The following is a 19371-nucleotide window of genomic DNA, read 5'->3' as shown; positions in this document are numbered from 1 at the left end:
TCAGTGAGTGAGGCCCCGGCCCGCAACCCCCAGCGCACCCGGGCGGTCACTACATACCGTCTAGGCCGTTCCGGCTCCCGGGACACGTCGGAGGCCCCGCACCTGTGCGGGGCCTCCGACGTGTCCCGGTCCCGTCCGGGGCGGGAGGTCACGTCGTCCTCCCTGCACAGGGACCTCCGCCGGGGGTCGTCGGCCCCGGCCGTCCACACGGGCTCGCCCGTCTCCGCGCCGCCGGGCGCCCGCACGGGAGCCTGGGGTCACCCCGCCACCGGGGTCAGCCCAGGCCGCACCGGCCGTCGCCCAAGAGGAGTTCCCGATGACCGAGCAGATCACCGTCCGCGGCTACGTCGCCACGGACCCGGAGTCCCGCAACCTGCCCGACGGCACGGTGGTGGTGGCCTTCCGCCTCGCCTCCACCCCGCGCTGGTACGACGCGCAGACCGCGAGCTGGCGGGACGGCCACACCAACTGGTTCACCGTCCAGGCCTTCCGCGCGCTGGGGCTCAACGCCCTCGCCAGCGTGAAGAAGGGCCAGCCGGTCGTGGTCGTCGGCAGGCTGAAGGTGCGCTTCTGGGAGGGCGAGCACGGCCGCAACACGGCCGTGGACCTCGACGCCGTGTCCATCGGGCACGACCTCGCGCTCGGCACCGCCGGCTTCCAGCGCACCATCAGCTCCGCGCCGCCCGCCGGCCCGGCCGCCTCGAGCCCGGCCGCGGACGGGGCGGGGGACCAGGGCGAGGGGCACGACGCCGCAACCGGAGAAGGAGCGTCGGCGGAACCACGGACGCAGGTGCCGGACGACGTCGACCCGGAGACGGGGGAGCTGCTGGACACGGACGGCGGCGCCGCTCCAGGGGCTGGCTCCGAGGCCGGCTCCTCGGCCAACCCCTCGGCCCGCTCGAAGACCGGCCGGCAGCCGGCGACCGCCTGAGCCGCCCGGGGACGGGGTCGCGGCGCACCGGGGCGGCACCCGGCGCGTGTCCGGGCGCGTGTCCGGGCATTGTCGAGCGGCCCCGCAACCCGGCGGGCACAGGGCGGGGTAGCCTTGAGGCCATGGCGGAATTCATCTACACAATGTCCAAGGCCCGCAAGACCGTGGGCGACAAAGTCATCCTGGACGACGTCACCATGTCGTTCTACCCGGGCGCCAAGATCGGCGTCGTGGGACCCAACGGGGCGGGCAAGTCCACCATCCTGAAGATCATGGCCGGCCTCGATCAGCCGTCCAACGGCGACGCCCGGCTCAGCCCCGGCTACAGCGTCGGCATCCTCCTGCAGGAGCCGCCGCTGAACGAGGACAAGACGGTCCTCGGCAACGTCGAGGAGGGCGTCGGTGAGATCAAGGCCAAGCTCGACCGCTTCAACGAGATCTCGGAGGAGATGGCCCAGCCGGACGCCGACTTCGACTCCCTCATGGAGGAGATGGGCAAGCTCCAGGAGGACATCGACGCCGCCAACGCCTGGGACCTCGACTCCCAGCTGGAGCAGGCGATGGACGCCCTGCGCTGCCCGCCGCCGGACGCCGACGTGAGGGTCCTCTCCGGTGGCGAGCGCCGCCGGGTGGCCCTGTGCAAGCTCCTGCTGCAGAAGCCGGACCTCCTGCTGCTCGACGAGCCGACCAACCACCTGGACGCCGAGTCCGTGCTGTGGCTCGAGCAGCACCTCAAGGAGTACGCCGGTGCCGTGCTCGCCGTGACCCACGACCGGTACTTCCTCGACCACGTGGCCGAGTGGATCTGTGAGGTCGACCGCGGCCGGCTCTACCCGTACGAGGGCAACTACTCCACCTACCTGGACACCAAGCGCCAGCGCATGGAGATCCAGGGCAAGAAGGACGCCAAGCAGGCCAAGCGCCTGGCGGACGAGCTCGAGTGGGTCCGCTCCAACGCCAAGGGCCGCCAGGCCAAGTCGAAGGCCCGTCTGGCCCGCTACGAGGAGATGGCCTCCGAGGCGGAGAAGACCCGCAAGCTCGACTTCGAGGAGATCCAGATCCCGCCGGGACCCCGGCTGGGCAACCTGGTGATCGAGGCGAAGAACCTGCGCAAGGGCTTCGGGGACCGCTCCCTCATCAAGGACTTGTCCTTCACGCTGCCGCGCAACGGCATCGTGGGCGTGATCGGGCCCAACGGCGTCGGCAAGTCGACCCTGTTCAAGACCATCGTGGGCCTCGAGCCGCTCGACGGCGGCGAGCTGAAGATCGGCGACTCCGTCAAGATCTCCTACGTGGACCAGAACCGCGAGAACCTGGACCCGAACAAGTCCCTGTGGGAGGTCGTCTCGGACGGGCTCGACTACATCAACGTGGGCAACGTCGAGATGCCGTCCCGCGCCTACGTCTCCGCGTTCGGGTTCAAGGGCCCGGACCAGCAGAAGAAGGCCGGGGTGCTCTCCGGCGGTGAGCGCAACCGCCTGAACCTGGCGCTGACCCTCAAGCAGGGCGGCAACCTCCTGCTTCTGGACGAGCCGACCAACGACCTCGACGTGGAGACCCTGGGCTCGCTCGAGAACGCGCTGCTCGAGTTCCCGGGCTGCGCCGTGGTCGTCTCGCACGACCGGTGGTTCCTCGACCGGGTGGCCACCCACATCCTCGCGTGGGAGGGCACCGAGGAGGAGCCGGACAAGTGGTACTGGTTCGAGGGCAACTTCGAGTCGTACGAGGCGAACAAGGTGGAGCGCCTCGGCGCCGACGCCGCGCGTCCCCACCGCGTCACCCACCGTCGCCTGACCCGCGACTGACCGGGTCCTGACCCGTCCCACGGACACACCGAGGGGGCCGGTCCTGCCGGAACGAGCAGCTCGTTCCGGCAGGACCGGCCCCCTCGGCGTTGCAGCGCGCTGGGTGCGGCCCCTCAGCGCTGGGGGCAGGTCACGACCCCTCGCGCCCCGGGGCGTCTCCCGGCGGTGCCCCTAGTGGAACTCCGGGAAGCGCATCATGCCCTCCTGGGCAGTAGTGGCGATGAGCTTGCCGTCGCGGGTGAACATGCGACCCACGCCCAGGCCGCGGGCCGAGGACGCGTTGGGGGAGGACTGCACGTACAGGACCCACTCGTCGGCGCGGGCCTCCCGGTGCCACCACATGGCGTGGTCGAGGGAGGCGAGGTTCATCCCCCGCTCGGTCCACGTCTTGCCGTGCAGCCGCAGGATCGGCTCGAGCAGGGTGTAGTCGCTCGCGTAGGCGAGGGCGGCGCGGTGGACGTGCGGGTCGTCCGGCAGGGGCTTGAGCGTCTTGATCCACACGGCGTTGAACGGCTCGCCCCGGGAGTCCGGGGTGAAGTAGATCGGCTCGGTGATGTAGCGCATGTCGAAGGGCCGCTCGTAGGCGACCGACCGGGCCTCGGGGGCGTCGATGTGCCCCAGCAGCTCCACGGCGGTCGGCAGGGACTCGGGGTCGGGGAGGTTGCGGGGCGCCTCGTCCTGGTGGTCCAGGCCCCGGGCCGGGACCTGGAAGGACGCGATCGCCGAGAGGATGGCCCTGCCCTCCTGGTAGGCGTGCACGCGGCGGGCGGAGAACGAGCGGCCGTCACGGATCCGCTCGACCCCGAAGGTGATCGGCTGGGAGACATCGCCGGGGCGGAGGAAGTAGCCGTGCAGGGAGTGGATGATCCGCTCCGTCTCCACGGTGCGCATGGCGGCGGTCGCGGCCTGCGCCAGCACCTGCCCGCCGTAGACGCGGCCGCGGCCGGGGGAGATGGAGTGGCCCACGAAGATGTCCTCGAGCGTGCGGGCGCCGCCTCCGTCCGCGAGGTCGAGCATGTCGAGCAGGGCCTGGGTGGGGTCCGCGATGGGGCTGTACGTCATGGGCTCACTCTAGCCAAGCCCGGATCGGGCCCGGCGACGTCCCGGCGCGGGAGGGGATGTGATGGGATGGAGGACATGTCTTCGCTGCTGATCCCCATCCAGATGCGCTTCGGCGACATCGACAGCTACGGCCACGTCAACAACGTGACCATGCTCCAGTACCTCGAGGACGCCCGCGTCCTGCTCACCGCGCGCCGGGTCCCCGCCGGCACGGTCGGGGGCCTCGACCGCGAGACCTCGTTCCGGGACGAGGTGGGGGACCGGCTCACCGTGATCGGCCGCCAGGAGATCGAGTACACGGAGCAGCTGCTGTACCGCGCCGAGCCGATCCACGTGCGGGTGTGGGTCTCCGCCGTGGGCGGGTCCAGCTTCGTGCTCGACTACGCGGTGCAGGAGGAGGACGGCTCCCGGGTCTACGCCGTGGCGCAGACCGTCGTCGTGCAGATCGACCGGGCCACCGGGCGGCCGGCCCGGCTCACCGAGCTCCAGCGGACGCTGCTCGGGCAGTGGGCGGACGAACCCACCCGCTTCGCCCGCCGCCCCGCGACGGCCGGGGCCTGAGGCCGTGGCCCGCTCCCTCGCCCTGACCGACCCGCGCGCCGTCGCGGACCTGCGCACCTTCCTCTCCCGCGCCCGGAGCCTGGACGCCCAGGGCGCCGTGCGCTTCCAGTCCCGCGGCCGCGCCCTGGGCATCTACGTGTGCGTGCTCGAGCCCCACGGGCTGCTCGACCGGACCCCCACCGTGCTGGGCCTGCGCACGGCCGCCCTCGCCCAGGAGCAGCCGCTCGACGTCACGGTCTCCCTCGGCGCCGTCCTCGACCGGATGCCCCGGCAGGAGGAGGACACCGCGGAGGTCGGGCTCCCGCCCATGGACGCCACCGTCTCGTGGGCCGGGATCGCCCCGCCGCTGGGCGGCTGGGCCCCGGTGGGCGCCGTGGCCGCGGACACCGTGCGCGAGGCCGCCCGGGCCGGGATCGCCGAGGTCGCCCGCACCGTGCCCGTGGACGCGGGCTCCGCCGTCGTCGACACGGTGCGCTCGCAGGTCTGGGGCCGCTCCTCGGCCTGGGCGCAGCCCGTGGCCGGCGCCCTGACCGGGGGCCCGGTGCCCGACGGCGCCGCCTTCGCGGCGTGGTCCCTGGGGTTCCTGCGTCCCGGCGAACAGGTGGCCGTGGCCGAGAACGGCCGCTGGGTGCGCCTGAGCGCCCCCGGCGGGCACGTCCTCGTCAAGCGCTAGGAGCGCCGGGCCCGGCCGGCTCAGCCCGGCCGGTTGATCATCGCGTGGGCGGCGCGGTCGAGGTAGTCCCAGAGGATCCCGTCGTGCAGCGGCGAGAGCTCGAGGGTGTCCAGCGCGGCGCGCATGTGCCGGAGCCAGGTGTCCCGCGCCCACGAGTCCACGGCGAACGGCATGTGCCGCATCCGCAGCCGGGGGTGCCCCCGCTGCTCGGAGTACGTGGTGGGCCCGCCCCAGTACTGCTCCAGGAACATCCGCAGCCGCTCCTCCGCCGGCCCGAGGTCGTCCTCCGGGTACAGCGCGCGGAACCTCTCATCCTCGGCCACCCGGGCGTAGAACTCGTGGACGAGCTTCACGAACGTCTCGTGCCCGCCCACCTGGTCGTAGAACGACGCCGCGGCGCCGGCCTCGGCCTGCTCCCGCCCGTCCCCGACCTGCGGCACGGGGCGGCGCACCTGGGACAGCGGCGTGCCCACCGCGAAGGACCGGGCGCCCGGCGGGGCCGCGGCGGCCGGGTCGGTGCGCGGCGCCCCGGGGGCCTGCCGGTCCGGCTGCCCCGGCTGCCCCGATTGCTCGGTCTGCTCCGATTGCTCGGTCTGCTCCGGCCGCTCGGGGGTGGCCGGGGTGCCCGGGCCCTGCGGCGCGCTCATGCCCGCACCGCCTCGTAGGCCGCGTCCACGGCCTGCCCGCGCACGGCGCGGAACACCGCGTCCCGGCGCTCCAGCACGAGCCGGCGCAGGCCGTGCAGGTCCTCGGGCAGCTGCGCCAGGAACGCGTCGGCGGCGTCGACCGTCGCCCGGGTCGGGAGGTTGGGGAACATGCCCGTGGCGATCTGCTGGGCGAGCTCGTGGGTGCGGGTGCGCCACACGCCGGGCACGGCCGCGAAGTACTGCTCGGCGTAGGGCTCCAGCAGTGCGGGGTCGTGGGTGGTGCGGAACCCGTCGATGGCCGCCTCCTGGAGGGAGTTGGGCAGGGAGCCCTCGACCACGATCTGCCGCCACGCCCGGGCCTTGGCCTCGGCCGTGGGGACGGCGGCGCGGGCGCGGGCCGCGGCGATGGCCCCGTTCTCGGTGTTGTCCTCGGCGAGCATGGCCTCGACGTCCGCCTCGGTGCGCCGCCCGCCGGCGCACAGGGCGGTGAGGACCGCCCAGCGCAGGTCGGTGTCCAGCTCCAGCCCGGCCAGGGCGCGGTCCCCGGCGAGGAGCTCCTCGAGCACCCCGAGCTGCGCGTCGGTGCGGGCGTGGCGGGCGAAGGCCTTGAGGAACTGCAGCTGCTGGTCGGAGCCGGCGGCGGCCTCCTCGGTGAGGGCCCACAGCCGGTCGGCGGCGTCGTGCTCCACGGCGTCGCGCACGGGCTCCGCCACGTAGCCCTCGAGCACGGTGTCCAGCTGCTTGAGCAGGACCTGGATGCCGGTCGAGTCGGTCTCGTGGGCGATGTTGCCGAGCACCAGCTCCACGTAGCGGCGGGCGGGGGTCTCGCCGTCGTGCACCCCGTCCCACACGGAGGCCTGGACGAGGGCGCGGGGCAGGGTGTCCTCGAAGTTCTTCAGGTGCGTCAGGGCGGTGTCCAGCGAGCACTCGTCCAGGCGGATCTTCGCGTAGGCGAGGTCGTCGTCGTTGAGCAGCACGAGGTCCGGCAGCTCCCGGCCCACCAGCTCCGGCACCTCCGTGGACGCGCCGTCGACGTCGAGCTCGACCCGGTGCGTGCGTACGAGCTTGCCCTGGTCGCCGTCGTGGTCGTAGAAGCCGATCGCCAGGCGGTGCGGGCGCAGCGTGGGGTGCTCCTCGGGCGCGGTCTGCCGGACGCGGAAGGCGGTGATCACCCCGTCCTCGTCCGTCTCGAGCACCGGGGCCAGGGTGTTGACCCCGGCGGTCTCCAGCCACTTCGCGGACCAGTCCTCGAGGTCACGCCCACTGGCCTCCTCGAGCTGGACCAGCAGGTCCCGCAGCTCCGTGTTCGCCCAGGCGTGCCGAGCGAAGTACCGGTTGAGCCCGGCCATGAACTGCTCCTGGCCCACCCACGCCACCAGCTGCTTGAGCACCGAGGCGCCCTTGGCGTAGGTGATGCCGTCGAAGTTGACCAGGACGTCCTCGAGGTCCCGGATCTCGGCCTTGATGGGGTGCGTGGTGGGCAGCTGGTCCTGCTCGTAGCCCCAGGACTTCTCCCCGGCCGCGAAGGTGGTCCACGCGTTGCGGTAGCGGGTGTTCTCCGCGGCCGCGAGCGTGGACATGAACTCCGCGAAGGACTCGTTGAGCCATAGGTCGTTCCACCAGCGCATGGTCACGAAGTCGCCGAACCACATGTGCGCCAGCTCGTGCAGGACCGTGATGGCCCGCCGCTCCACGCGCGCCTGCGTGGGCCTGGAGCGGAAGACGTAGACCTCCACGAAGGTCACGGCCCCGGCGTTCTCCATGGCGCCCGCGTTGAACTGCGGGACGAACAGCTGGTCGTACTTCTCGAAGGGGTACGGGACGCCGAACTGCGCCTCGAAGAACTCGAAGCCCTGCTTGGTGATCCCGAACATCTCGTCCGCCTCGACGTGCTCCATCAGGGAGCGCCGGGCGTACAGGCCGAGGGGGATGGTGCGCCCGTCGGCGCTCGTGAGCTCGTCGTGCACCGACGCGTAGGGCCCGGCGATGAGGGCGGTGACGTAGCAGGGCACCACGGGGGTGGGGGAGAACGCCCAGGTGGCGGTCCCCTCGCCGGTGGGCACGGGCTCCGGGGTGGGCTGGGTGGAGACCACGGTCCAGTGGTCCGGGGCGGTCACGGTGAACGCGAACGTCGCCTTGAGGTCGGGCTGCTCGAAGACGGCGAACATCCGCCGGGTGTCGGCGACCTCGAACTGCGTGTAGAGGTACACCTCGTCGTCCACCGGGTCCACGAACCGGTGCAGGCCCTCGCCGGTGTTCATGTAGAGGCAGTCGGCGTCCACCACGAGCACGTTCTGCTCGGCGAGCTCCGGCAGCCGGATCCGCACCCCGTCCGAGACCTCCGCCGGGTCCAGCTCCGTGCCGTTGAGCACCACGGAGTGCACCGCGTCGGTGATCGCGTCGACGAACGTGGAGGCGCCGGAGGTCGCGCGGAAGCGCACCGTCGTGGTCGACCGGAAGGTCCGCTCGCCGCGGGTGAGGTCCAGGACGACGTCGTAGGCGTCCACCGCCACGGTCTCGGCCCGGCGGGCCGCCTCCTCGCGCGTCAGGTTGGTTCCGGGCACAGGGTGCCGTCCTCTCGTCGGGGTCAGGGGGCGTCCGCGGCCGGTCCGGTCGCGGGGAGTCCGTCCATTATGACAGCCGGGTCACCGGCCCGCCGGGAGGTGCCGATACCCGGCGTCCCGGGTTCCCGGGACGCACTACCCTGGGAGGGGCCCGCGGCCGCGGGCCCGCCCCACCCGCGATCCCAGGAGCTCCCGACCATGCGCGTCCACATCGCCACCGACCACGCCGGCCTCGACCTCTCCCAGTACCTGGTCGAGCGGCTCGTCGCCGCAGGGTACGACCTCGTCGACCACGGCCCGGAGACCTACGACGCCCTGGACGACTACCCCGCGTTCTGCATCAGCGCCGCGCTCGCCGTCCGGGAGGAGCGCGAGCGGGGCCTCGACTCGCTGGGCATCGTGCTCGGCGGGTCCGGCAACGGCGAGCAGATCGCCGCGAACAAGGTCGCCGGCATCCGCGCTGCCCTCGCCTGGAGCCTGGACACGGCGCGGCTCGCGCGCCAGCACAACGACGCGCAGGTCGTGGCCCTGGGCGGGCGCCAGCACTCCCGGGAGGAGGCCCTCGCGATCGTCGAGGCGTTCCTGGCCGAGCCCTTCAGCGGCGACGAGCGCCACGTGCGCCGGATCGGCCAGATCGCCGAGTACGAGGCCACCGGCGCCGTCGCCGGGAAGCTGGAGGGCCTGCGCCCCCGCGAGCACCCGGCCGCCCGGGAGGCCTGAGTGCCCGAGGGCCACTCGATCCACCGTCTCGCCCGCCAGTTCGCCGACTGCTTCGCGGGGCAGCGCCTGGCCGTGAGCTCCCCCCAGGGGCGCTTCGCGGCCGGGGCCGCGGCGCTGGACGGGGCCGTCCTGGAGGGCGCCCGCGCGCACGGCAAGCAGCTGTTCCTCGACTTCGCCGGGGACCGGGTGCTGCGCTCGCACCTGGGCCTCTACGGGGCATGGAGCTTCGGCGGCACCGAGCGCTTCCGCGGCGCCTCCTCGATCGGCGCACCGCGCCGGATCGGGGAGCGGGAGGTCCACGACGACGACGCCGTCCCCTCCTGCGGCCCGCTCGTCCCGCCCCCGCCGGTCGGGGCGGTGCGGGTGCGGCTGGTCGGGGACGAGGGCTGGGCGGACCTGCGCGGGCCCACGGTGTGCGTGCTCGAGACCCGCGCCGAGGCGGAGGCCGTGCGGGCGCGGCTGGGCCCGGACCCGCTGGACCCGCACGCCGACCCCGGCCCGTTCGTGGCGGCGGTCCGCCGCAGCCGCCGCCCGGTGGGCGCGCTGCTGATGGACCAGGCCGTCGTGGCGGGGGTGGGCAACATCTACCGCGCGGAGGCCCTGTTCCGCCGCGGGATCGACCCGATGGCGCCGGGCCGCTCCCTCGGCGAGGAGCCGCTGCGGGAGCTGTGGGCGGACGTCGTGGCGCTGATGCGCACGGGCGTGCGGCTCGGCAGGATCGTCACCACGGACCCCGCCGACCGCCCCGGCGTCGCCGAGGCCGAGGCGTGGCCCGCGCATGCGCACCTCGTGTACAAGCGCCAGGGGCTGCCGTGCCGCCGGTGCGGCACGGCCGTGGCGGCGGGGGAGCTGGAGGGGCGCAGCCTGTTCTGGTGCCCGTCCTGCCAGGGCTGAGGCCGGGCCGCCGGTCACCCGTCCTGCCGGCTGCCGGGACCGGTGCGAGCCAGGAGCACCACCTGCCACAGCGGGCCCCGCAGCGCAGCCACCGGCTCGAGGCCGTGGCGGCGCAGCACCGCGAGCATCGCGGCGGGGGAGTGGGCGTAGTTGCGGAACTGCAGCCGCGCGGCCCGGTAGCCGAGGTTCAGCAGCGCGGCCGCGGCGCGCCCGGCCCGCCCGCCCGGGGGGTGGCTGAACACCAGCAGCCGGCGGGCGTGGTCGGCCGCGGCGCCCAGGAGGCGCTCGTGGTCGGGGTAGCAGCACACGACCCGGTTGAGCACCACCACGTCGTGGGCGGCGACCGCGCCGGGTTCCTCGGCGACGTCCAGCAGGCGGCGCACCACGCGGTCCGCGAGCCCGGCGGCGGCGGCCAGCCCGGCGGCGTCGGCGTCGTAGGAGTCCACCAGCTCGAGGTTCGTGGCGCGGGCCGCGCCGCGGCGCAGCAGCTCGAGCTGCAGGTCGCCCACGCCGCCGCCGATCTCCAGGACCTCGGCGCCCGCGATGTCCTGCGCGGCGAGCAGATCCGCGATCCGGCGGGTCGTCCGGTCGAGCCCGCGGCGCCGGTAGCGGCGGGCGAGGTGGTGGGCGAACCGGGGGCCGAACACGCGCTCGTACCCGGCGGGCCCGCAGCAGCAGCACATGGCGGCAGGATACGCCCGGCCCGCGCCCGCCGTCCCGGGTTCCGCGCCCCGAGCCAGGATCTTCCTGCGCCGAGTCTCCATCCTTCCGGCTCTCCGGGCGCCGAGTTCCCTCAAGCGCGGCAATTCCCCCGGTGCTCTCGTGGGGATCTGCCGTATCGGAGGGGACTCGGCGGGGGAGGTGTCCAGCGGCTGGGGGGCTCGGCGGGGGAGGCGCCGGTCCGGGCGGGGGCCGGGGCCGGGGACGACGAACACCCCGGTCCAGGAGGACTGGGGCGTTCGTGCGACAGGAGGGGATGACGGGAATCGAACCCGCGTAATCAGTTTGGAAGACTGAGGCTCTACCATTGAGCTACATCCCCGTCGGGCCATACCCATTAACCGGTCCGGCGCGCACGCTGTCAAATCCCCCGGGCGCGCGGCGACCTCCGGCAGTACGCCGGCCCCGGCCCCCGGGGCGCCGCCGCCGGTCGGGCCCGAAGGTTCTGCCGGCGGGCCCCCCGAGGGCGCCGCGGCGGGCCGAGGTGCGGGTCCGTCCGGGCTACCGGTAGACTCGCCGGTGGTCCGTGCGCGTGCGGCGGACCGCAGTCGCTGCGGCCGAGGCCGCAGGAGACGGGGCGTAGCGTAGTGGCTAGCGCGCCTGCTTTGGGAGCAGGAGATCGCAGGTTCGAGTCCTGTCGCCCCGACGTTGGAGCGGCTGCCCGGCCCCGCCGGGCAGCCGCCATTCCGACTGCCCGGACCGGAACGTGCGGTCCCGAGAACATCCAACCGACCTACCACTCAGGAGTACAGCGGAAGTGAAGAGCGCCGTCGAGAAACTCAACCCCACGCAGGTCAAGATCGTGGTGGACGTCCCGTTCGCGGAGTTCAAGCCGTTCTTGGACCAGACCTACAAGTCTCTCGCGAACCAGATCCAGGTCCCCGGCTTCCGCCGCGGCAAGATCCCCGCCCGGCTGATCGAGCAGCGCGTCGGCTTCGACTTCGTCGTCGAGAACGCGCTCAACGAGGGCATGAACACCTTCTTCCAGCAGGCGCTGATGGAGAACGGCATCACCCCGCTGACCCAGCCGCAGGTCGAGGTCGTCGCGAAGCCCGAGGAGGGCGACCGCGAGGCCGACACCAAGGTCGAGATCGACGTGACGGTCCGCCCCGAGATCGAGCTGCCGGACTACAAGGGCCTCAAGGTCGAGGTCGAGGCCCGCGAGGCCTCCGCCGAGGACGAGCAGAAGGCGCTCGACGAGCTGCGCGGCCGCTTCGGCACGCTCAAGACCGTGGACCGCCCGGCCGCCGAGGGCGACTTCGTCACCCTGGACCTGCAGGCCCTGATCGACGGCGAGGAGGTCGACGCCGCGAACGACCTGTCCTACCAGGTGGGCGCCGGCACCATGCTCGAGGGCATGGACGAGGCCATCACCGGCCTGTCCGCGGGCGAGGACGCCACCTTCGAGACGAAGCTCGCCGGCGGCGAGCACAGCGGCCAGGACGCCACCGTCAAGGTGAAGGTCAGCGCCGTCAAGGAGCGCGAGCTGCCCGAGGCCGACGACGAGTTCGCCCAGCTGGCCTCCGAGTTCGACACCATCGAGGAGCTCAAGGAGGACCTGAAGAAGCAGGCCTCCGAGGCCGCCGTCGTGGAGCAGGGCGTCGAGGCCCGCGACAAGGTCCTCGAGAAGCTGCTCGAGCTCGTCGAGATCCCCGTGCCCGAGGCCGTGATCGAGGAGCAGATCGCCCAGCACTTCGACAACCCGCAGGCCGAGGCCGACCACGACACCCAGGAGCACCGCGACGAGGTCCGCAAGAACGCCGAGTCCGCGTTCCGCAACGAGATCGTCCTGGACGCCGTGGCGGAGCAGGAGGAGATCGGCGTCGAGCAGTCCGAGCTGATCGACTACATCGTCAACATGTCCCAGCAGTACGGCATGGACCCGAACCAGTTCGCCCAGCTGCTGGACTCCTCCGGCCAGGCCGGCCTGATGGTCGGCGAGGTCCGCCGTCGCAAGGCCCTCGCCAAGGTCCTGGAGTACGCCGAGGTGACCGACTCCGAGGGCAACCCCGTGGACCTCTCCGAGTTCGTCCGCCCGCAGGGCGCGGAGACCGCCGGCGAGCCCGCCCCGGAGGAGACCACGGCGGCCCCGGCCCCCGGCACGGAGGAGGAGGGCTCGCCCGAGTCCCCGGAGTCCCCCGAGTCCCCCGAGTCCCCGGAGTCGGCCGACTCCCCGGACTCCGCCAAGTGAGCTCCTGAAGCGCATCCGAAGGCGCCGTCGTTCCTCCCGGAACGGCGGCGCCTTCGCCGTCGGCGGGGCCGTGACGGCCACCATGCGCCATCAGCGAACAACCGCGGCGACGGCCGGACCGGGCGCGGGCCGGGCACTAGTGTTCTCAGAGAGATCACCGGACCACACGGACGAAAGAGGTACCGTTTCATGACCTCCGCTCACGAGCCGACGTTCGGCTCGACCCACGCCTCCACCGGCCCGCGCATGCAGGGCGGCCCCATGGGCGGCCAGGACGACTACGTCTACAACCGCCTCCTCAAGGAGCGCATCATCTGGCTCGGCTCCGAGGTTCGCGACGACAACGCGAACCTCATCTGCTCGCAGATGCTGCTGCTCTCGGCCGAGGACCCCGAGTCGGACATCTTCCTCTACATCAACTCCCCGGGCGGGTCCGTCACGGCGGGCATGGCCATCTACGACACCATGCAGCTGATCCCCAACGACGTCGTGACCGTGGCCACCGGCCTCGCCGCCTCGATGGGCCAGTTCCTGCTGTCCTCCGGCACCAAGGGCAAGCGCTACGCGACCCCCAACGCCCGGATCCTCATGCACCAGCCCTCCGGCGGCATGGGCGGCACCGCCTCGGACATCAAGGTCCAGGCCGAGCTGATCCTGTCGATGAAGCGGCGCCTGGCGGAGCTCACCTCCGAGCAGACCGGCCAGGACCTGGACACGATCCTCCGCGACGCCGACCGCGACAACTGGTTCGACGCCGAGCGGGGCCTGGAGTACGGCTTCTTCGACCACATCGCCAAGAGCGCCGGCAGCATGACCGGCGGCGGCGGGACCATGAAGGACCAGAAGTAGGACCTCGGCGGTCCCACCCCACGACCTGGCAGCCCAGAGACTCTCGAGGATTTCAACGATGACCTACACCCACGGACCTTCGTCCACCGCCGGCTCCGCGGCCGCCCTGCCGACCAGCCGCTACGTGCTCCCCGACTTCGAGGAGCGCACCCCGTACGGCTACCGCCGGCAGAACCCCTACACCAAGCTGTTCGAGGACCGGATCATCTTCCTGGGCGTCCAGGTCGACGACGCCTCGGCCGACGACGTCATGGCCCAGCTGCTGGTGCTCGAGGCCCAGGACGCCGACCGGGACATCACGATGTACATCAACTCCCCGGGCGGGTCGTTCACCGCGATGACGGCGATCTACGACACCATGCAGTTCATCCGCCCCGAGGTCCAGACGGTGTGCCTCGGGCAGGCCGCGTCCGCCGCCGCCGTGCTCCTGGCCGGCGGCACCCCGGGCAAGCGCCTGGCCCTGCCCAACGCCCGCGTGCTCATCCACCAGCCGGCGATGTCCGGCCAGGGCGGGGGCCAGGCCTCCGACATCGAGATCCAGGCCAACGAGATCATGCGCATGCGCGAGTGGCTCGAGGAGACCCTGGCCCTGCACTCCGGCAAGACCGCCGCCGAGGTCAACCGCGACATCGAGCGCGACAAGATCCTCACGGCCGCCGCCGCCAAGGAATACGGGATCGTGGACCACGTCCTCGAGTCCCGCAAGATCCACAAGCCCGCGACCGTCACCGGCTGACGACCGCGGACCCGCTCCACCGGACCCCGGTGCGCGGCGGCCCGCCGGGGCGCCGGCGCCCCGGGGCACGGTGGTGTTGGGCCGGGCACCCGTCCTCGCCTATCCTAGGACGAGGATTCCCGTTCCCCGACCAGAGGACTGTTTCATGGCGCGCATCGGCGAGACCGCGGACCTGCTCAAGTGCTCCTTCTGCGGCAAGAGCCAGAAGCAGGTCCGCAAGCTCATCGCGGGCCCCCGGGTGTACATCTGTGACGAGTGCATCGAGCTCTGCAACGAGATCATCGAGGAGGAGCTGACCGAGGTCAAGGACCTCGAGCAGCAGGAGCTGCCCACCCCCCACGAGATCTACCAGCACCTCCAGAAGTACGTGATCGGCCAGGACACCGCCAAGCGTGCGCTGTCCGTGGCGGTGTACAACCACTACAAGCGGGTCCGCGCCGGTGAGGGCGGCAAGCCCCTGTCCCTGGCCACCGCCGCCGGGGACGAGGACGTGGAGATCGCCAAGTCCAACATCCTGCTGGTCGGCCCGACCGGCTCCGGCAAGACCTACCTGGCGCAGTCGCTGGCCCGCCGCCTCGACGTCCCCTTCGCCGTCGCGGACGCCACGTCCCTGACCGAGGCCGGCTACGTGGGCGAGGACGTCGAGAACATCCTCCTCAAGCTCATCCAGGCCGCGGACTACGACGTCAAGCGCGCCGAGACCGGCATCATCTACATCGACGAGATCGACAAGATCTCCCGCAAGTCCGAGAACCCGTCCATCACCCGCGACGTGTCGGGCGAGGGCGTGCAGCAGGCGCTGCTGAAGATCCTCGAGGGGACCGTGGCCTCCGTGCCGCCGCAGGGCGGGCGCAAGCACCCCCAGCAGGAGTTCATCCAGATCGACACCACGAACGTCCTGTTCATCGTGGCCGGCGCGTTCGCCGGGCTGGAGGACATCGTGGACTCCCGGGCCGGGCGCACGAGCATCGGCTTCGGCGCCTCCCTCCGCGAGGCGGGCCCCCGGGCCGAGGCCATGGACGACGTCATGCCGGAGGACCTGCTGAAGTTCGGGCTCATCCCCGAATTCATCGGCCGCCTGCCGGTGGTGACCACGCTGCGGGAGCTCACCGTCGAGGACCTCACCCGGATCCTCACCGAGCCCCGCAACGCGCTCGTGAAGCAGTACAAGAAGATGTTCCAGCTCGACGGCGTCGAGCTGACCTTCGACCCGGAGGCGCTGACCGCCGTGGCCGAGCTGGCGATCCAGCGCGGCACCGGCGCCCGCGGTCTGCGGGCGATCCTCGAGGACGTCCTGCAGCCCGTGATGTTCGAGCTGCCCAGCCGCGACGACATCGCCGCCGTGCTCGTGACCGCGGAGTCCGTCGGCAAGGGGGCCGACCCCGAGATCATCACCCACGAGATGATCCGCGAGGAGCAGCACCGGAACAAAACGGCCTGACCCGCGGCTTGTACCGGGTGACGGCCCCGCCACCCCGGCGGGGCGGACACCCGAGGAGTGAATTGATGGCTGATCAGGTGAAGTTCTGGTTCGACCCCGCGTGCCCGTGGGCGTGGATGACCTCCCGCTGGATGGTCGAGGTGGAGAAGGTCCGGGACGTCGAGGTGGACTGGCGGGTGATGTCCCTCGCCGTCCTCAACGAGGGCCGGGACGAGCTGCCCGAGAACTACCGGTCCTTCCTGCAGAAGGCGTGGGGCCCGGTGCGCGTGATCGTCGCCGCCCGCGAGCAGCACGGCCAGGAGGTCGTCAAGCCCCTGTACGACGCCATGGGCACCCGCATCCACCCGGGCGGGGAGAAGGACTTCGACACCGTGGTCGCCGAGTCCCTGGCGGACGTGGGCCTGCCCGCGGAGCTCGCGGCCGAGGCGCACACCGACCGCTGGGACGACCTCGTCCGGGCCTCGCAGAACGAGGCGCAGGAGCGGGTGGGCGACGACGTCGGCACGCCCGTCATCGCGCTCAACGGGTCCGCGTTCTTCGGCCCCGTGATGTCACCGGCGCCCAAGGGCGAGGAGGCCGGGACCGTGTGGGACGGGGCGATCGCCCTCGCGTCCTACCCCGGGTTCTTCGAGATCAAGCGCTCCCGCACGGCGGACCCCATCTTCGACTGACCGGCTGACCGGCTGACCGGCTGACCGCCCGCGTGTCCGGGCGACCGGCCTGCCACACCCGGACGGCGAGCGCGCCGGACGCGGGACGGGCGGAGAACGGCCGCGGGAGACGACGGACGGGCCCGGCCACCGCGAGGTGGCCGGGCCCGTCCGTGCTCTGCGCCCGGAGCTTTCGGCGCGCCCGGAGCCTGCGGCTACCGGGCCGGCTCCTCGGCGGGCGCCAGCTCCACGTCGCGCACGCTCAGGCCGGCCTCGCCCGCCACGAGCTGCAGCTCGGTGGCGTTGCCGGCGGCCTTCAGGTCGCCCAGCCCGGCCTCGAGCCGCGCCACCTCCAGCGGGGAGCCGGTGATCGTGGCGGAGCGCACCTCGGTGCGCTGCTTGACCTTCGCCTCGGACTTCGCCTTGCGCAGCCCGGACAGCGCCTCGCCCACGGTGGTGAGGACCTCGGGGTCGGCGTCGGCCACGAGCGCGGCGAAGCCCTCCGTGGTCGGCCACGCCGCACGGTGCACGGAGCCGGCGCGCCACCAGGACCAGACCTCGTCCGTGGCGAACGGCAGGAACGGCGCAAACAGCCGCAGCAGCGCGTCCAGGGTCGTGGCGAGCGCGGCGTGCACCGACGCCTGGGCGGCGTCGCCGCGGGCCCCGTACGCGCGGTCCTTGACGAGCTCGACGTAGTCGTCGGTGAACGTCCAGAAGAACGACTCGGTCAGCTGGAGCGCACGGGCGTACTCGTAGTCCTGGAACGCCTGGGTGGCGCGCTCCACCACGGCCGCCAGCTGGGCGAGCAGCGCCCGGTCCAGGCCGTCGGTCACGACGCCGGCGGGGGAGCCGGCGCGGAGCACGGAGGCCTCGGTGACGCCCTGGGCGAGCACGAACTTCGAGGCGTTGAGCAGCTTGATGGCCAGGCGGCGGCCGATCTTGATCTGCCCCTCGTCGAAGGCGGTGTCCGCGCCCAGCCGCGCGGAGGCCGCCCAGTAGCGCACGGCGTCGGAGCCGAACTTCTCGAGCGTGTCGGTGGGGACCACCACGTTGCCCTTGGACTTGGACATCTTCTTCCGGTCCGGGTCCAGGACCCAGCCGGAGATCGTGGCGTCGGTCCACGGCAGGGAGTCCGTGAGGGCGTCGGCGCGGACCACCGAGGAGAACAGCCAGGTGCGGATGATCTCGTGGGCCTGCGGGCGCAGGTCCATGGGGTAGGTCTTGGCGTGCAGGTCGGCGTCGTGGCCCCAGCCCGTGACGATCTGCGGGGAGAGCGAGGACGTGGCCCAGGTGTCCAGGACGTCGGGGTCGCCGGCGAAGCCGCCCGGCTGGTCCCGCTGGGACTCGTCGTAGCCGGGGGCGGGCTCGACGGCCGGGTCCACGGGCAGCTGCTCGGGGGCCGGCACGATCGGGGAGCCGTAGACCGGCTCGCCCTGCGCGTCCAGCGGGTACCAGACGGGGATCGGGACGCCGAAGAAGCGCTGGCGGGAGATCAGCCAGTCGCCGTTGAGGCCGCCCACCCAGTCGTCGTAGCGCGCCTTCATGAACGCGGGGTGCCAGTTGAGCTCGGCGCCGCGGGCGAGCATGCGCTCCCGGCGCTCGGCGTCGCGGCCGCCGTTGCGGATGTACCACTGGCGGGAGGTGACGACCTCGAGGGGCTTGTCTCCCTTCTCGTAGAAGTTCACCGGGTGGACGATCGGCTTGGGCTCGCCGTCCAGGTCCCCGGACTCGCGCAGCAGCTCCACGACCTTCTCCTTGGCGGAGAACACGGTCTTGCCGGCCAGCTCCGCGTAGGCGGCCGCGGGGCCCTCGCCGCGGATCCACTCGGGGGTCTCGGCGAGGATGCGGCCGTCGCGGCCGACCACCGGGCGGGTGGGCAGCTCGAGCTCGCGCCACCAGGTGACGTCGGTGAGGTCGCCGAAGGTGCAGATCATGGCGATGCCCGAGCCCTTGTCCGGCTTGGCCAGGCGGTGGGCCACGACGGGGAGCTCGACGCCGAACAGCGGGGACGTGACGGTGGTGCCGAACAGCGGCTGGTAGCGCTCGTCGTCGGGGTGGGCCACGAGCGCCACGCACGCGGGCAGCAGCTCGGGGCGGGTGGTCTCGATGAGCACGGGCTCGCCGCCCGGGCGGTGGAAGGCCACGCGGTGGTAGGCGCCGGGGCGCTCCCGGTCCTCGAGCTCGGCCTGGGCCACGGCGGTGCGGAAGGTGACGTCCCACAGGGTGGGGGCGTCGGCGAGGTAGGCGTCGCCGGCGGCCAGGTTGTCCAGGAAGGCCTTCTGCGCGACCCGGCGCGAGTGGTCGTCGATGGTGCGGTAGGTCAGGTCCCAGTCCACGGACAGGCCCAGGCGGGTGAAGAGGTCCTCGAAGACCTTCTCGTCGTCCACGGCCAGCTGCTCGCACAGCTCGATGAAGTTCCTGCGGGAGACCTGGTCGAAGTCCCGCTCGTTCTTCGCGGGCTTCGCCGGCGGCTGGTAGCCCGGGTCGTAGGGCAGGGTCGGGTCGCAGCGGACGCCGAAGTAGTTCTGCACGCGCCGCTCGGTGGGCAGGCCGTTGTCGTCCCAGCCCATCGGGTAGAAGACGTTCTTGCCGGTCATCCGCTGGTAGCGGGCGATCACGTCGGTCTGCGTGTAGGAGAACATGTGCCCCACGTGCAGCGAGCCCGACGCGGTGGGCGGCGGGGTGTCGATGGAGTAGACGGCGGAGCGCTCGGTGTCGCGGTCGAAGCGGAAGGTGCCCGCCTCCCGCCACCGGGTCGAGAACTTCTCCTCCAGCCCCTCCAGGACGGGCTTGTCGGGGACGGTCACGGGCGTGGGTCCGGGCGTGTCTGTGCCCTGCGAGTTGTCAGCCATGCCGACCAGTCTCTCACGAGCCCGCGGGCCGGGACGCGGGCTCCCGGATGCTTGGGCGCCGCGGCCGCCACCGCT

The 19371-nt window shown here is 72.5% G+C and carries 16 protein-coding genes and 2 tRNA genes; 12 read left to right on the top strand and 6 right to left on the bottom strand.

The window, feature by feature from the left end; genetic code table 11:
* Nucleotides 1-316 precede the first annotated feature (316 nt).
* Nucleotides 317-931, top strand: coding sequence for a single-stranded DNA-binding protein (locus IEW07_RS13180; RefSeq protein WP_188537952.1), 615 nt, complete (start codon nt 317-319; stop codon nt 929-931).
* A 122-nt stretch (nt 932-1053) separates the two neighbouring features.
* Nucleotides 1054-2736, top strand: coding sequence for an energy-dependent translational throttle protein EttA (gene ettA / locus IEW07_RS13175; RefSeq protein WP_188537950.1), 1683 nt, complete (start codon nt 1054-1056; stop codon nt 2734-2736).
* Nucleotides 2737-2907: 171 nt separating this feature from the next.
* Here ettA and IEW07_RS13170 read toward each other — a convergent pair whose 3' ends face one another.
* The gene (locus IEW07_RS13170; RefSeq protein WP_188537948.1) at nt 2908-3798 is read right to left on the bottom strand and encodes an acyl-CoA thioesterase; all 891 of its coding nucleotides are present in this window, start codon (nt 3796-3798) and stop codon (nt 2908-2910) included.
* Between the two features lie 75 nt (nt 3799-3873).
* Here IEW07_RS13170 and IEW07_RS13165 point away from each other — a divergent pair, with 75 nt between their 5' ends.
* Nucleotides 3874-4359 (top strand): acyl-CoA thioesterase, encoded by a 486-nt coding sequence (locus tag IEW07_RS13165; protein WP_188537947.1) that lies wholly within the window; start codon nt 3874-3876, stop codon nt 4357-4359.
* Nucleotides 4360-4363: 4 nt separating this feature from the next.
* On the top strand, nt 4364-5032 hold the full coding sequence (locus IEW07_RS13160) for a DUF8185 domain-containing protein (protein ID WP_188537945.1): 669 nt from the start codon (nt 4364-4366) through the stop codon (nt 5030-5032).
* Nucleotides 5033-5052: 20 nt separating this feature from the next.
* On the opposite strand, the gene IEW07_RS13155 is transcribed toward IEW07_RS13160, so the two are convergent.
* On the bottom strand, nt 5053-5472 hold the full coding sequence (locus tag IEW07_RS13155) for a globin (RefSeq protein WP_188537966.1): 420 nt from the start codon (nt 5470-5472) through the stop codon (nt 5053-5055).
* A gap of 203 nt (nt 5473-5675) precedes the next feature.
* Entirely contained in the window at nt 5676-8243 is a 2568-nt protein-coding gene (gene pepN, locus IEW07_RS13150) for an aminopeptidase N (protein WP_188537943.1), read from the bottom strand.
* 198 nt (nt 8244-8441) lie between these two features.
* On the opposite strand from pepN, the gene IEW07_RS13145 reads away from it, so the two are divergent.
* Together IEW07_RS13145 and IEW07_RS13140 are read left to right on the top strand one after the other, a co-directional pair.
* Nucleotides 8442-8963 (top strand): ribose-5-phosphate isomerase, encoded by a 522-nt coding sequence (locus IEW07_RS13145; protein WP_188537941.1) that lies wholly within the window; start codon nt 8442-8444, stop codon nt 8961-8963.
* Entirely contained in the window at nt 8964-9857 is an 894-nt protein-coding gene (locus tag IEW07_RS13140) for an Fpg/Nei family DNA glycosylase (RefSeq protein WP_188537939.1), read from the top strand.
* A 14-nt stretch (nt 9858-9871) separates the two neighbouring features.
* Here the strand turns inward: IEW07_RS13140 and IEW07_RS13135 are convergent, their stop codons facing one another.
* Both IEW07_RS13135 and IEW07_RS13130 read right to left on the bottom strand, forming a co-directional pair.
* A complete protein-coding gene (locus tag IEW07_RS13135) occupies nt 9872-10540 on the bottom strand; it encodes a methyltransferase domain-containing protein (RefSeq protein WP_188537937.1) in 669 nt (222 codons plus the stop codon).
* 288 nt (nt 10541-10828) lie between these two features.
* Nucleotides 10829-10899, bottom strand: a tRNA-Gly gene (locus IEW07_RS13130).
* A 251-nt stretch (nt 10900-11150) separates the two neighbouring features.
* Here IEW07_RS13130 and IEW07_RS13125 point away from each other — a divergent pair.
* The 6 genes from IEW07_RS13125 (at nt 11151) to IEW07_RS13100 (ending at nt 16465) form a co-directional block, all read left to right on the top strand.
* Nucleotides 11151-11223 (top strand) — tRNA-Pro (locus IEW07_RS13125).
* Between the two features lie 111 nt (nt 11224-11334).
* Nucleotides 11335-12768, top strand: a complete 1434-nt coding sequence (gene tig, locus IEW07_RS13120) for a trigger factor (protein WP_188537935.1) — start codon at nt 11335-11337, stop codon at nt 12766-12768.
* A 246-nt stretch (nt 12769-13014) separates the two neighbouring features.
* Nucleotides 13015-13617 (top strand): ATP-dependent Clp protease proteolytic subunit, encoded by a 603-nt coding sequence (locus tag IEW07_RS13115; RefSeq protein WP_188537964.1) that lies wholly within the window; start codon nt 13015-13017, stop codon nt 13615-13617.
* Between the two features lie 58 nt (nt 13618-13675).
* Nucleotides 13676-14353 (top strand): ATP-dependent Clp protease proteolytic subunit, encoded by a 678-nt coding sequence (locus tag IEW07_RS13110; protein ID WP_188537933.1) that lies wholly within the window; start codon nt 13676-13678, stop codon nt 14351-14353.
* Between the two features lie 145 nt (nt 14354-14498).
* The gene (clpX, locus tag IEW07_RS13105; protein ID WP_188537932.1) at nt 14499-15794 is read left to right on the top strand and encodes an ATP-dependent Clp protease ATP-binding subunit ClpX; all 1296 of its coding nucleotides are present in this window, start codon (nt 14499-14501) and stop codon (nt 15792-15794) included.
* A 65-nt stretch (nt 15795-15859) separates the two neighbouring features.
* Nucleotides 15860-16465, top strand: a complete 606-nt coding sequence (locus tag IEW07_RS13100; RefSeq protein WP_188537930.1) for a mycothiol-dependent nitroreductase Rv2466c family protein — start codon at nt 15860-15862, stop codon at nt 16463-16465.
* Between the two features lie 194 nt (nt 16466-16659).
* Here IEW07_RS13100 and valS read toward each other — a convergent pair whose 3' ends face one another.
* A complete protein-coding gene (gene valS / locus IEW07_RS13095; protein ID WP_188537928.1) occupies nt 16660-19296 on the bottom strand; it encodes a valine--tRNA ligase in 2637 nt (878 codons plus the stop codon).
* Nucleotides 19297-19371: the final 75 nt, after the last annotated feature.

It is taken from the genome of Kocuria dechangensis (assembly GCF_014636775.1).
Lineage (GTDB): Bacteria > Actinomycetota > Actinomycetes > Actinomycetales > Micrococcaceae > Kocuria > Kocuria dechangensis.
Note: the sequence above shows the minus strand (reverse complement) of the source record. Positions and strands in the feature narration are given on the sequence as shown.